The following is a 14,379-nucleotide window of genomic DNA, read 5'->3' as shown; positions in this document are numbered from 1 at the left end:
CACAGGACTGAATTAAAAGGTTATTTTTATGAAGCAATCTGCTTAGATTGTTTTGTTTTGTTGGTTTGTTTCGTCTCTGGTAGTAGTAGATTTAATAGTACACCTACAATTGCTGCTAGTGCCATTCCTTCTACTTGGAACGATCCACCTACGTGTAGTACCGCCCCGCCAATACCGATTACTAGTATAACTGATGCAATCATTAAGTTTCGTTTGTCGCCTAAGTCTGTTTTATCGTCTACCATCATACGTAAACCACTTGATGCGATTACACCGAAGAGTAAGATTGATACACCACCCATAACCGGTGTTGGAATCGAATGAATCAGTGCTGAAATCTTCCCGATAAATCCAAACATGATTGCAAACACTGCTGAACCGATGAATAAGTATACACTGTATGCTCTCGTAATTGCTAGCACACCGATGTTTTCACCGTACGTTGTATTCGGTGGTCCTCCTATTAGTGATGCGATTAATGTTGCTACCCCATCACCGAAGATTGAACGATGTAAACCTGGTTTTTCAATTAAATCTCTTTTAATAACATTTCCAAGTACAATTTGATGTCCGATATGTTCTGAAATTGTTACAAGTGCAACTGGTACCATTAAGAGTACAATTTTCCATGAAAACTCTGGAGTGTATGTTACAAACGGTACTGTGAAGTCTGGTATGACAAACCATTTCGCCTCAGCTACTGGCTTTAAATCTACTAGCCCTTGGAAGTAAGCGAATATATACCCGCCGATGATTCCAAGTAGCACTGGTATGATACTGAAAAACCCTCTCCCGAATATGGAGCAAATGATTGTAATTGCTAATGTTACTAATGCTACTGAAAAGTGTGTAATGCTATACTTACCATCCGTACCGTTCATCGCCATGTTCACTGCTGTATGTGCTAAAGATAAACCGATTACCATTACGACTGGTCCAACTACGATTGGCGGAAGTAATTTCATAATCCATTCTGACCCCGATTTTTTAATTCCGAGTGAGATTAAGATGTACACAAGTCCTGCTAGTAAACCTCCAAGCATCGCTGCTCCAGGTCCACCTGCTGTTTTCGCTGTAATAATTGGTGCAATAAAGGCGAATGATGATCCTAAATATGCTGGTACTTGACCTTTCGTTATTAGAAGAAACGCTAGCGTTCCTAATCCACTTGATATTAAAGCTACTGATGGATTCAGTCCTGTTAAAAACGGAACAAGCACTGTTGATCCAAACATCGCGAACAAATGTTGTATACTTAATAATAACCATTTTCCCGGTTTCGGTACTTCATGAATGTCTAACACTGGCTTTTGTTCCATTGTTACATCCTCCTTCAGTTTTAATTTTTGCAATAAAAAAACTCTTTGTGCCTGTGCACAAAGAGTCCTACACTTTCGTATGTCAAATTTGACATATGAAAGCCAAGACCCTTTGGCAGCCTCACAGGACTACATTTAAAAGGGCTTTACTTATCGTATATGCTTACTCGATCTTGTTGATCTGTCTCTTGCAAATCAACTTCGATACGCTCTTCACTAGATGTTGGAATGTTCTTTCCTACATAATCAGCGCGAATTGGTAATTCACGGTGACCTCTATCAACAAGAACAGCCAATTGGATTTGTGATGGTCTACCTAAATCCATAAGAGCATCCATTGCTGCTCGAACTGTTCTTCCTGTATATAACACATCATCCACAAGGATAACTTTTTTCTTCGTAATATCTACAGGAATATCAGAACCTTTTACAAGTGGTTCTTTATGTTTCGATTGTAGTGTTAAATCATCACGATATAACGTAATATCTAACTCTCCTACTTCCATCTCTTTTCCTTCAATTTGACCAATTCGTTCTGCCAAACGTTGTGCAATAAAAATTCCACGTGTTTTTATTCCGACAAGAACACAATTATCGACACCTTTATTTCGTTCCACGATTTCATGACTAATTCGTGTTAAAGCGCGGCGAATCATTTGGTCATCTAAAACGACAGCTTTCTCTTGCATGCTCTACACCTCCAAGTTTTTTTTTTCTTGCGTGAGAGTAATGGTATAAAAAAAAGTCCTCTCAGCGTGTGCGAGAGGACTTTTGAAAAAAGGGTACAGCAATACCCTAAGTATTTCAAACCGTTACCTTCTCAACCTCACGGGGCTGTGTTAAAGGATCATTATTTAACTGTTGTCAGTATCTCAGTTTTCTTATGATTTGTCAATACTATTTCCGTAAAATATTTAGCGCTTCTTCAAACACTTCTGGAATCGGTGCCTCAAACTCAATATATTCACCAGTACGAGGGTGATCGAAACCTAAAATCCCTGCATGAAGTGCTTGTCCATTCATATCTAATGTTTTCTTCGGACCATACTTTGGATCCCCTGCAAGTGGATAACCAATATATCTCATATGAACACGAATTTGATGTGTACGTCCCGTTTCTAAGCGACATTCTACAAATGTGAAATCCTTAAATCGCTCTAACACTTGGAAATGCGTAACTGCATTCTTACCATTTTCATCAACAGTCATACTTTGACGTTCTTTTTTATCACGACCAATTGGAGCATCAATTGTTCCTTTATCATGTGGAATTACACCATGTACAATCGCTTTATAGCGTCTTGTTACCGTTTTTGCTACAAGTTGATTTACAAGTGATTCGTGCGCCATATCATTTTTAGCAACCATTAATAATCCAGATGTATCCTTATCAATACGGTGTACTATACCAGGACGCATTACACCGTTAATACCTGATAGGTCTGTACAGTGATGCATAAGTCCGTTTACAAGCGTACCCTTCGTATGCCCTGGTGCTGGATGTACTACCATGCCACGCGGCTTATTTACAACTAGTACATCGGCATCTTCATAATAAACTTCTAAATTCATATCTTCCGGTTGAATATCTAACTCTTCTGGCTCGGGAATTGTTACTGTAATTTCATCATTTCCTTTTACTTTATAATTCACTTTAACTGATTTCCCATTTACTGTCACAACAGCATCTTTAATCCATTGCTGCACTTGTGAACGTGACCATTCACTGTTTATTTCTGCAACGAATTTATCAATTCGCTCGCTTTTTTGTTCTTCTGCAACTGTTACTTGTACTACTTCACTCATTCAATTACTCCTTCGTTTTCTTTCCTTCTAATACTGTTTGAATAATAATTAATACAACTCCAATACATAATGCTGAGTCAGCTATATTGAATACTGGATAGTTGTACGAGAAAATATACACGTGAATGAAATCCACTACTTCTTGTCTAAATACACGATCAATAAAATTGCCAATTGCTCCGCCTAAAATTAGACCTAATGAAATACCTAGAAGCTTGTCCGTTTTCGCATATTTTTTCATATAAAATACGATAAATACTACGAAAATGACTGTAATAATGTAGAAAAACCACATTTTATTTTCTAAAATACCCCAGGCAGCTCCTCTATTTCGATGTGATGTTATGTATAATACATTATCGATAATCGGAATGCTCGTACCCAATTCCATGTTCTTTACAATTAGCCACTTCGATATTTGATCGATGGCAATGACAAATAACGCTATTACATAATATATCATTTTCATTTCCCCCATAAAGACAGTGTACCTCAAAATTTTAGCATAGCTGCTGCCTTTTCACAATGAACCTTTATAGAAGAATAAAATAAATTAAAAAAAGGTAACATAATATCGTTGTGCGTATTCATACATTTACCTTTTCATAGAAAAATTCATGAATAGTACGAGCAGTCGGCATTGTTTTCATTTGTTTTGTAGAAATCGCTCTCCCAGTTTCTTCACAAATACCGTACATGTCTATTTCCATTTTAAACAATGCACGTTCTACATCTTTTAAATCCTCTTTTATATCATGTAATAGCAATTTTTTCTTTGTCTCTTGCTTTATTTCATATCCAAGTTCTTGCCCAAATTCCATATAGTATGTGTGCATTACTTCTTTAGCCAGTCTATCTTGCAACTCTTTTCTCATCAATTGCAATTCTTCTTTTATTTCCATATAAATTTCATTCACGTGTACATTCCTCCCAGCTGCAATGTACAATTAGTGTGTCCGAAATTTCCACGCTTACCTCACACACATTTTTCCTTCATAGGAAAGAGAGTGAAAGTTATTTTGATATATCATCAACGAAAAACTGACTGCTATTATGAGCAGTCAGCTTTTTTCATTATTTTACATAATTTTCTTTAACAACCGTTGCACAACGCTCACATAATGTTTCATGTTCCGCATCTTTACCAATTGTTTCTGAAACAACCCAACAACGTTCACATGTGTCACCCGTTGCCTGAGCTACAATAACCGCTGTATGCTCATACTTAGGCGCATCTGCTGGCGCTTCTTCTATCATACCACCAAGTTTATACTCAGAAACGATAAATAGTTGCTTTAAGTCTTCACTAATAGACTCTAACATAGCTTTCATTTCTGCAGTCGGATATAGTGTAATGCTTGCATTTAATGACTTACCAATTACTTTTTCATTACGAGCGACTTCTAAAGCTTTTAATACGTCATCACGTAACGTCATAAATGCATCCCATTTTGTTTTTAAGGCTTCAGCACCATCTACTTCTACAACTTCTGGCATATTAGTTAACTGTACGCTTTCTTCTTCTGCACCAGGAACATACGGCCATACTTCATCAGCTGTATGAGGTAAGATTGGTGTTACAAGTTTTGTTAATGCAACAAGAACATCATATAATACTGTTTGAATTGCGCGGCGATCTTGGTGATTTGCACCTTCAATGTATAAAATGTCTTTCGCAAAGTCTAAATAGAATGAACTTAAATCAATTGTACAGAAGTTATGGATTGCATGATATACTGCTGCAAAGTCATATGCTTCATATGCTTCTTTTACTTTTGTAATTAAGTCATTTAATTTTACTAACATGTAACGGTCCACTTCACGAAGCTCAGCTGCCGCCACTTTATTTTCACTTGGATTAAAGTCATCTAAGTTTCCTAATAAGAAACGGAATGTATTACGGATTTTACGATATACTTCCGCTACTTGTTTTAAAATATCATCTGAAATACGTACATCAGATTGATAGTCAACAGAAGAAACCCATAAGCGTAAAATATCTCCGCCTAATTGATCCATAATTTTCTTCGGTACGACGATGTTTCCAATCGACTTACTCATTTTACGTCCGTCACCATCTAGTACGAAACCGTGGCTTAGAACACCTTTATACGGTGCTTTACCTGTTACAGCAACTGCTGTTGACAATGAAGAGTTAAACCAACCACGATATTGGTCAGATCCTTCTAAATATAAATCTGCTGGACGTTGTAAATCATCACGCTCTTCTAATACCGCTTGGTGAGAAGAACCTGAATCAAACCATACATCCATAATGTCTGTTTCTTTACGGAATTCACCATTTGGGCTACCTGGATGTGTAAATCCTTCTGGTAATAGATCTTTCGCTTCACGCTCGAACCATACGTTAGAACCGTGTTCACGGAATAAATCTGCTACATTGCTAATTGTTTCATCTGTAATAATTGGGTCTCCATTTTCCGCATAAAATACTGGAATTGGTACACCCCATGCACGTTGACGAGAAATACACCAATCACCACGGTCACGAACCATATTATGAAGACGAGTCTCACCCCATGCTGGCACCCATTTCGTTTCTTCAACAGCTTGTAATAATTCTTTACGGAATGCTTCAATAGATGCAAACCACTGTGCTGTTGCACGGAAAATAATTGGTTTTTTCGTTCTCCAATCATGTGGGTATGAATGCGTAATAAATGTTAATTTTAGTAACGCACCTACTTCTTCTAATTTTTCCGTAATTGGTTTATTAGCTTTATCGTAGAATAAGCCTTCAAATCCAGGTGCTTCATTTGTTAACACACCTTTGTCATCAACTGGACAAAGAACTTCTAAACCATATTTCTTACCAACAAGGAAATCATCTTCCCCGTGCCCTGGTGCTGTATGAACACAACCTGTACCAGCATCTGTTGTAACGTGGTCACCTAGCATAACTAAAGAATCCCGATCGTAGAATGGGTGTTTTGCAACTGTATACTCAAGTTCGCTACCTTTTACTGTTTTCACAACTTCAGTATTTTCCCATTCTAACGTTTTTGCAACTGTCTCAAATAGTTCAGAAGCAATAATATATTTCTCATCATTTACTTTCACAATAGCATATTCAAGTTCTGGATGAACCGAAATACCTAGGTTAGCAGGTAACGTCCAAGGTGTTGTTGTCCAAATAATGAACTTCTCATCACCTTCTAATACGTTCTTTCCGTCTTTTACAGGGAATGCTACGTAAATAGATGCTGATTTTTTATCTTGATATTCAATTTCAGCTTCTGCTAAAGCTGATTCACTCGTTGGAGACCAGTAAACTGGTTTCTGTCCTTTATAGATATAACCTTTTTTCGCCATGTCACCAAACACTTTAATTTGTTGTGCTTCATAAGCTGGCTCTAAAGTAATATATGGATTATCCCAATCTGCACGTACACCTAAACGCTTAAATTGTTCACGTTGACGTTCTACTTGCTCATATGCATACTCTGCGCATAATTTACGGAACTCAGCAACTGTCATTTCTTTACGCTTTACACCTTTATTCGTTAAAGCTTGTTCAATTGGTAAACCGTGCGTATCCCAACCTGGCACATATGGTGCACAGTATCCTGTCATTGATTTAAAACGAACAATAAAGTCTTTTAACACTTTATTTAGTGCGTGTCCCATATGGATGTCACCATTTGCATATGGAGGTCCATCATGTAGTACAAATAAAGGACGACCTTTCGTATGTTCTTGTACCTTTTCATAAATATTCACTTCAGCCCATTTTTCTTGCATTGCAGGCTCACGTTTCGGTAAATTCCCACGCATCGGGAATTCTGTTTTTGGCATTAGTAATGTATTTTTGTACTCCATGCTCAATTCCTCCTTAAATATATAAACGACAGACCTTAAAAAAGGGAATAAAAAAGAGACCTCTCATCCCCAAAAAGGGACGAGAAAGTCTCCCGCGGTACCACCCTAGTAGACCATATACAAATGCATAAGGTCCTCTTTATATTCTTAACGCGAATATACGCCTACGCTTACTAAATTTGTTCAGCGCGGAACTCCAGGGTGATATTCCCATTATCTCCTTATCCTGAGCTTACACTATCCTCAGTTCGCTATATAAGGTATGAAAAAGGTACTTATCCCTATCTTCGTTTTTCTTAATAAATATGCTGTTTAAAATTATATGTAATAATGAGAAAAACGTCAAGCTTACACTGTTTCTTCTTTTTTCAACAGTTCGTCCACTTCGTCTTCTAACTCAATTAATTTGTCCCAATCATCGTTGCTTAACATTTCAAGCTGTGTTTCTAACAACATACGGAAACGAGTGCGGAATACTTTCGCTTGTTTCTTTAACTCTTCAATATCAAATGCAACTTTTCTTGATTTCACTAACGCTTCATTAATGATACGATCTGCATTTTTTTCTGCTTCACGTACAATTAATTTCGCTTCTTTTTGTGCATTACGCTTCACTTCTTCAGCAGCTTCTTGTGCGACAATGATAGATTTGTTCAGCGTATCTTCAATATTAGAAAAATGATCTAACTTTCCTTCTAATTGTGCAACCTTTTCTTCTAAAGCTTTTTTCTCACGAATGACTAATTCATAATCTTTGATGATCTGATCAAGAAACTCATTTACTTGATCTTCATCGTAGCCACGAAATCCGCGACCAAATTCTTTGTTATGAATATCTAATGGTGTTAACGGCACAACGCCACCTCCAAGTAGTTATCTAAATTTCCTCTTTCAATTATATCTTTTCTTCGACAAAATAAGAGAATTTCCTTCTAAAAAACCAATCATTTTAGTATACCATACAAAACTCTCCATTTGTCGCGCTTCGTTTTACCTTCTACAGAAAATAATTTACTTCGTCCATACCCTCTAACCGAGAAAACATCACCCGGAAAACATTCATACGAAGTTTGCTCTACTGTTTTCCAATTGACTTTTACTAGGCCACCTTTTATAAGAGGCTGTACTTTCTGCCTAGATATATGCAGCATTTCAGCTAATAAAACATCTAGACGAAGTGACGAAACTGTTCCAGATTTTTCTCCCCACTTTTCACCTACACGCAAAACTTTCTCTACTTGTATAGGAGAGAGTGTGACTTTCATTTTACCTATTGATTGTAAGTTCATTTCAATATAGGATACAACTTCTTTCGCAACTGCAATTTGGGCACGATCTTCTTGAAGCAAAATATCACCACATTTTTCCCTTGTTAAACCAAGTGACATGAATGCACCTAATATTTGCCTATGTTCTAGCGTGAAAAACTTGGAAGGATAGTCAATTTCTAATACTTCTACTTGAAATTCCTCTTCATTTAATTCTAGATAATCTGGATAAATTAGTGCTCTTTTCCGTTCGGCTTCAGGCATCGCACCATCAAACCGTACAGCTACATCTCCTTGCCCTATTACCATAGAAACAATTTGTTGCTGTCTTGGATCAAGAAAATCTGTTAACTTGACTTGATGGTACTCAGCAGCCTGTTTCCACTCTAATACTTTATCCACAAAGACCTGTTCATCAGGTCTAAAATGCTCGTAGATGCTCATGTATTTAACCTCACACTATAAAAAATAGTTGAATAAACTCACTAAACCACCTCTAGCAAGTTTCAAGGCAATAATAGCAACAAGTGGAGAAATATCAATCATACCAAATGGTGGAATAAACCTCCTAAACGGCTCTAAATACGGTTCACAAATACGCGCAAGAATATCTCCAAAAGCTGATTCCTTTGCGCCAGGAAACCATGATAGGAGAATGTAAATAATTAGTGCCCACGAGTAAATCTCGATAGCAGTAAGTAACACTGTTAAAACTGTTGTCATGGCGTATTACCACCTCTTTATATTTGTCTCTTCTTCTTCACCGAATAACTCTGAAATCGCACCAACGATATCAACATTTTCAGGTGTACACATAAATGTTTTCGGGCCTATTTTTTGAATATCCCCGCCTATAGCGTATACAGTACCACTTAAAAAGTCAACGATACGTACAGCTTGATCTGTAGACATTCTTTGCAAATTAATTACAACAGCTCGTCTACCTTTTAAGTGATCCGAAATGCCTTGTGCTTCCGAATATGTACGTGGTTCTAGTAAAACAACTTTTGAAGATTGCTTCGCTGTTTCAATACTCACTACATTTTGCTTCGGTTGCACTTTCGCAAACGGAACATCTTGTTGTTCTGGGGGATCTTGTTGCTTTTTCATGTCTGTTTGCTCCTTTTCATAACTATATTGAGCTGCTTCTTTTTCTTCCGGTGTGTCAAAAAAGAAGTATTTTACTTTTGACCAACTCATAATAACTTTCTCCTTCCTCTTACGCTTTCCCTACTAAAACCGTTCCCAAACGAATATATGTAGCGCCTTCCTCAATTGCAATCGTGTAATCATTTGACATTCCCATTGATAATTCTTTACATGGTGCATGTAATAATTCTAGCTCCTGCACCTCTGTTTGTAGCATGCGCAATTCCTTAAAGCAGCGACGAATCTCTTCCTCTTCTCCTGTAAACGGAGCCATTGTCATTAATCCTACCACTTCAATCTTATCCAATTCTTGCAAACTTTGAATAAAAGAAATTGTTTCTTCTATCGCCAATCCTTGCTTTGATTCTTCAGATGATGTTTTCACTTGAATAAAGCATTTAACTTTCTTATCAGCACGTTTTTGAATTTCTTTTGCAAGCGAAAGACGATCTAATGAATGTAAATAATCAATCTCATTAATGATTTCTTTTACTTTTCTCGTTTGCAATGATCCAATAAAATGCCAATTCACTTTTGAACCGAAATGCTCGTATTTTTGTAAGAAACCTTCATTTCTATTTTCACCTAAATCAATAATTCCTGCGTCAATTACTTCGCTTGTTTTTTCAATTCCTACAGTTTTTGTAACTGCAACGAGCTTAATATCTTTCATCGAACGTCCAGCTCGTACACAAGATTCTTTAATTGCTTCGTTTACATCTGCTAAATTCCCTTGCACTGTCACTTACTTCACTCCTCCTTAAAACCTATGAAACTCAACATTCTCCCCGTCTTACCTTGATCACGACGATGAGAGAAAAATAATTGTTCTTCACAGCTTGTACAAAGAGATGACATTACAATATGTTCTTCTTTTATGCCTGCTTGTACACATAATATACGATTAACTTCTTTTAAATTAATTGCATACTGACCATCAGAAATTACTTTATAGGGAACAGATCCGTTTACTACTTGCTGCGCTGCTGTTAATACACGATCATCAACAACATAACAACATGATCCGATTGCAGGACCAATTGCAACATGAATTTCATCACTTGAAACACCTTCTGCATTCCACTTTTGAATCATTTCTTTCGCAATCTCTGTTACAGTCCCTTTCCACCCAGCATGCGCAAGTCCTATCATATCATGTGATGGTGCATAAAAATAGAGCGGAACACAATCAGCGTAACAAGATGTTAAGAGAACATCTTTGTTAGTCGTATAAATGCCATCCGTTTTTGGAATACCGTCTTCATATGAATAAACGCCTTTCCCTTTTTCTTGCAGTCCTACTTTCTCAACATGATGGTCATGAACTTGTTCAGAGCAAATCCATTTTTCTAATGGTTTTTGTAACTTATTCGCTAAAATGCGTCTGTTTTCATGAACATTCTCCACGATATCATTCACATGTAATCCTAAATTCATCGCATGAAAGGAGCCTGTACTTACTCCACCATCTTTTGTCGTAAATCCAACAGTAATGTTTCCAAGTTCTTTCCACGCTTGTAAATACAGTATACCGTCCACATATTTAAATGGTTCTCTCATAAAGCGGCTCCTTTTAATTAAAATAACAGAAAAAAGCATGGTACTTCCTGTCTATTTTACCATACTTTTATTTTTTCATAATGACAACTGAAAAAAAAGGGGAATTTGTAATATTCTTTATGAAATTGTCGGTGTTTGTATTGATTCTGTTACAGAATTAATATTATCTACTCTGACAAGTATGACATCTTCCCCAATTTTCATAATTTGCTCCCAAGGAATCACAAATTCTACTTCCTTTCCAAAGAGTCCTAGCATACGTGTCTGCTTGGAAATAATAACCGCCCTAATCTTCCCTGTGTCTATATCAAAATCAATATCTCCAATATTTCCAAGCCTTTTTCCATCTAAAATATTTACAACATCCTTCATTTGAAACTCCGAAATTCGTATCATATTCATCCTCTCCCTTATATCATGAATCGTAAGTACGCTCTCAAATAAAGCGAAGCCTTAATCAGTGGGATTTTCCCCATCCCTACTGATTATTAGCCCATGCTAATCGGACTTTTTCGGGTAGCTCCGCTTCCATCTAACTTCTTACTTCAGCCGAATTTTGAAGCGGGTAAACAGTATATAACCGCTACTAATAGAACATCCATTTTATTTTCATTATATGAACCTACCCACTCTACTATGAGAGCAAAATATTATATATAAAAAAGGCCTCACCATAACTGGTGAGGACCTTATCCTTGAATCGTCTTATTCATTTGCTTAATAGCAGACTTCTCCAAACGTGATACTTGTGCTTGAGAAATCCCAATTTCTTCGGCAACTTCCATCTGTGTCTTTCCTTGGAAGAACCGTTTTCGAATAATCATTTTTTCACGATCATTTAAACGCTTCATTCCTTCTTTCAACGCCAGTTCTTCAACCCACTGCTCGTCCTTTTGTTTTTCATCCTTTAATTGATCCATAACAAAGATAGGATCTCCTCCATCATTATAAATCGGTTCAAATAATGAAACTGGATCTTGAATAGCGTCTAACGCAAAGACAATTTCTTCATGTGTCACTTCAAGAACTTTGGCAATATCCATCGCTGTTGGTTCTTTCGAATTTTCAGCAATCAATTTTTCTCTTACTTGCAACGCTTTATACGCAATATCTCGTAATGAGCGAGATACGCGAATTGGATTGTTATCACGCAAATATCTGCGTATTTCCCCAATAATCATCGGCACAGCATACGTTGAAAATTTTACATTTTGGCCTAAATCAAAGTTATCAATGGATTTCATAAGTCCAATGCAACCAACTTGAAATAAATCATCAACATATTCTCCTCTGTTATTAAATCTTTGGATGACGCTCAGTACAAGACGTAAGTTTCCATTCACTAATTTCTCTCTGGCGCTTATCTCTCCACTTTGCATTTCACGAAATAATTTACGCATCTCTTCATTTTTTAGTACTGGAAGTTTAGCTGTATCAACACCGCAAATTTCTACTTTGTTTCTCGTCAAAGTGTTCCCTCCTATCGGGAGTTGCTGTACAGTGTAAAGTATTTCCTTTGAAGGGGATTTTATGCATACGGTTTTCCCATCGTTTTTCACAAACATCATATTTCCTAATGCAAAAAAAAAGAATAAGGCCAGTCTAGATACCGACTGGTCTTATTCTTCACACCATTTTATTAAATTCTTTTCGTAATCTTTTTATAATTCTTTTTTCCAAACGAGAAATATACGACTGTGAAATTCCAAGCATATCAGCCACATCTTTTTGTGTCTTCTCTTCGCCACCAGCGAGTCCAAACCGAAGCTCCATAATTTGTTTTTCACGATCATTTAATTGATGCAATGCTTTCATTAAAAGATGACGATCTACAGTAGCCTCTAAATCTTTTGTAATAATGTCATCATCTGTACCTAACACATCTGATAATAACAGTTCATTTCCGTCCCAATCAATGTTAAGCGGTTCATCAAAAGAAACTTCCGAACGATTTTTATTATTTCGACGCAAATGCATTAAAATTTCATTTTCTATACAACGAGATGCATATGTTGCTAATTTAATTTTCTTTTCTGGATTAAATGTATTCACTGCCTTAATAAGACCAATTGTTCCTATACTAATCAAATCCTCAATATTTATCCCTGTATTTTCAAATTTTCTTGCTATATATACAACAAGCCGTAGATTACGTTCAATAAGCATCGATCTGGCAGCTTGATCTCCATTTGGTAATTTATTCAAAAGAACTGCCTCTTCGTCTTTCGTTAACGGCGGTGGCAATGCTTCACTTCCGCCGATATAATAAATTTCATCGGTCTTAATTCCTAATTTCAGCAATACTTTATACCAAAGGTATACCAAATAAAATTTAAATTTCACCATATTATCCCGCCTCTCATAATTAAGCAATTACCATCTTTTGCGAAATCAACATTTTCGGATGTACAATGCATTGATACTCTCCATTGGTAGATAATTGTTGTGTATTTAATCCAATCAGTACTTTGTTTACAACAACCAAACCTTCATGATAAACTTGCACACAATCTGGCTTAATTGCCCATAAAAATTGATTCTCTACTCCTACTGCTCGGAAAGGAATTAAACGTAGTTTCGTCGCCCACCCAGAATCATTTTCTGGTATTTGAGGAATTTCTGTTTTGGAATAAATTTGTTCTGTTAACCAAGCTGGCAAACAATGTTCTAATGATGAAATATGCATAATCATAACGGGTGTTTTTGTTAACGGGTCATAAAGTTGGTTCCCACTATCAATTAGACCTGCTAGTTCTAGTTCCTCTCCAGCTAATTGAATTTTCACTTTCACGATTTGATCATAGTGTATCTTTGTGACCTCTACGCTTTCTATACGCTTTTTAGAAAAATAATAAATTACTGGAAAACCAAAAATAACAAACAACCAACTAATTGGATCACCGTAAGAAACTGATTTAGATTGAACTAACCCATTTACCATTTCGTTCGTTTGCAAAAAGTAATGCGTTCCAATTAATCCTCCACCAACCATAAAGGTTACAAAATAGAAAGTAAAAACAGTTTGTGCATAATTTCTAAATGTTGAAAACCCAAATGCTGTATACACAATAAGTAACGAGTACAATAGTTTCATAATTGGATGTGTCATCATAGAAGCAAAAGGCGTAAAGGCGAAAATAACAATAGTTGAACCTATAAATGCCCCTAACACAAGCCTCCATCTTTTGATTCTCTTTTTTAACACGGTGGCTGTTAATAAAAGTAAAAGAAAATCAATGCAGGCGTTTAACAACCAAACAATGTCGGCGTAAACAACCAAACAATTCACCTCTTTTTTTAAGTTGAGACTAGTATAATGCATATCCAATAGGAAAGTGTGTCAATTGGTGGAGGGTTTTTTTTGTTATTTTGTGATTTCTAGACATAATCTGTCGGTAAAAAATAAAAGTGTATTTTTCATAGAATAATATAAATTT

At 36.4% G+C, this 14,379-nt stretch carries 16 protein-coding genes and 1 other annotated feature; all 16 genes read right to left on the bottom strand.

Annotated elements, in window-relative coordinates; translation table 11 throughout:
* Window positions 1-26: 26 nt before the first annotated feature.
* On the bottom strand, window positions 27-1,319 hold the full coding sequence (gene uraA / locus ACE38F_RS09525; RefSeq protein ID WP_375369438.1) for a uracil permease: 1,293 nt from the start codon (window positions 1,317-1,319) through the stop codon (window positions 27-29).
* Between the two features lie 146 nt (window positions 1,320-1,465).
* The gene (pyrR, locus tag ACE38F_RS09520) at window positions 1,466-2,008 is read right to left on the bottom strand and encodes a bifunctional pyrimidine operon transcriptional regulator/uracil phosphoribosyltransferase (RefSeq protein WP_001156489.1); all 543 of its coding nucleotides are present in this window, start codon (window positions 2,006-2,008) and stop codon (window positions 1,466-1,468) included.
* 208 nt (window positions 2,009-2,216) lie between these two features.
* The gene (locus ACE38F_RS09515; protein WP_215553989.1) at window positions 2,217-3,125 is read right to left on the bottom strand and encodes an RluA family pseudouridine synthase; all 909 of its coding nucleotides are present in this window, start codon (window positions 3,123-3,125) and stop codon (window positions 2,217-2,219) included.
* A gap of 4 nt (window positions 3,126-3,129) precedes the next feature.
* A complete protein-coding gene (gene lspA / locus ACE38F_RS09510) occupies window positions 3,130-3,588 on the bottom strand; it encodes a lipoprotein signal peptidase LspA (RefSeq protein ID WP_002111421.1) in 459 nt (152 codons plus the stop codon).
* A gap of 124 nt (window positions 3,589-3,712) precedes the next feature.
* Window positions 3,713-4,042 carry a TraR/DksA C4-type zinc finger protein gene (locus ACE38F_RS09505; protein ID WP_375369439.1) on the bottom strand — a complete coding sequence of 110 codons (330 nt, stop codon included), beginning with the start codon at window positions 4,040-4,042 and terminating at the stop codon, window positions 3,713-3,715.
* A gap of 157 nt (window positions 4,043-4,199) precedes the next feature.
* Entirely contained in the window at window positions 4,200-6,965 is a 2,766-nt protein-coding gene (ileS2, locus tag ACE38F_RS09500; RefSeq protein ID WP_375369440.1) for an isoleucine--tRNA ligase, read from the bottom strand.
* 72 nt (window positions 6,966-7,037) lie between these two features.
* Window positions 7,038-7,262, bottom strand: a binding site (T-box leader).
* A gap of 51 nt (window positions 7,263-7,313) precedes the next feature.
* Window positions 7,314-7,820, bottom strand: a complete 507-nt coding sequence (gene divIVA / locus ACE38F_RS09495; protein WP_002088249.1) for a septum site-determining protein DivIVA — start codon at window positions 7,818-7,820, stop codon at window positions 7,314-7,316.
* 89 nt (window positions 7,821-7,909) lie between these two features.
* Window positions 7,910-8,677 (bottom strand): YlmH family RNA-binding protein, encoded by a 768-nt coding sequence (locus tag ACE38F_RS09490; RefSeq protein WP_375369441.1) that lies wholly within the window; start codon window positions 8,675-8,677, stop codon window positions 7,910-7,912.
* A gap of 15 nt (window positions 8,678-8,692) precedes the next feature.
* Window positions 8,693-8,956, bottom strand: a complete 264-nt coding sequence (locus tag ACE38F_RS09485; RefSeq protein WP_002146041.1) for a YggT family protein — start codon at window positions 8,954-8,956, stop codon at window positions 8,693-8,695.
* Window positions 8,957-8,962: 6 nt separating this feature from the next.
* Window positions 8,963-9,433: a cell division protein SepF gene (locus ACE38F_RS09480; protein WP_002014721.1), complete on the bottom strand. Its 471-nt coding sequence runs from the start codon at window positions 9,431-9,433 to the stop codon at window positions 8,963-8,965.
* A 19-nt stretch (window positions 9,434-9,452) separates the two neighbouring features.
* Window positions 9,453-10,127 (bottom strand): YggS family pyridoxal phosphate-dependent enzyme, encoded by a 675-nt coding sequence (locus ACE38F_RS09475; protein WP_002088253.1) that lies wholly within the window; start codon window positions 10,125-10,127, stop codon window positions 9,453-9,455.
* Between the two features lie 5 nt (window positions 10,128-10,132).
* Entirely contained in the window at window positions 10,133-10,942 is an 810-nt protein-coding gene (gene pgeF, locus ACE38F_RS09470; protein WP_002111428.1) for a peptidoglycan editing factor PgeF, read from the bottom strand.
* A 117-nt stretch (window positions 10,943-11,059) separates the two neighbouring features.
* Window positions 11,060-11,338 carry a YlmC/YmxH family sporulation protein gene (locus ACE38F_RS09465; RefSeq protein ID WP_033708393.1) on the bottom strand — a complete coding sequence of 93 codons (279 nt, stop codon included), beginning with the start codon at window positions 11,336-11,338 and terminating at the stop codon, window positions 11,060-11,062.
* Window positions 11,339-11,631: 293 nt separating this feature from the next.
* Window positions 11,632-12,411 carry an RNA polymerase sporulation sigma factor SigG gene (gene sigG / locus ACE38F_RS09460; protein WP_002014725.1) on the bottom strand — a complete coding sequence of 260 codons (780 nt, stop codon included), beginning with the start codon at window positions 12,409-12,411 and terminating at the stop codon, window positions 11,632-11,634.
* Between the two features lie 157 nt (window positions 12,412-12,568).
* Complete coding sequence (sigE, locus tag ACE38F_RS09455; RefSeq protein WP_002111431.1) at window positions 12,569-13,288, bottom strand: RNA polymerase sporulation sigma factor SigE; 720 nt, start codon at window positions 13,286-13,288, stop codon at window positions 12,569-12,571.
* Between the two features lie 19 nt (window positions 13,289-13,307).
* Window positions 13,308-14,222, bottom strand: coding sequence for a sigma-E processing peptidase SpoIIGA (gene spoIIGA / locus ACE38F_RS09450; protein ID WP_002111432.1), 915 nt, complete (start codon window positions 14,220-14,222; stop codon window positions 13,308-13,310).
* Between the last annotated feature and the right edge of the window lie 157 nt (window positions 14,223-14,379).

Origin of the sequence: Bacillus altaicus, from assembly GCF_042136375.2 — a bacterium.
GTDB lineage: Bacteria > Bacillota > Bacilli > Bacillales > Bacillaceae_G > Bacillus_A > Bacillus_A cereus_U.
This window is presented reverse-complemented; position numbering and strand designations above follow the sequence as displayed.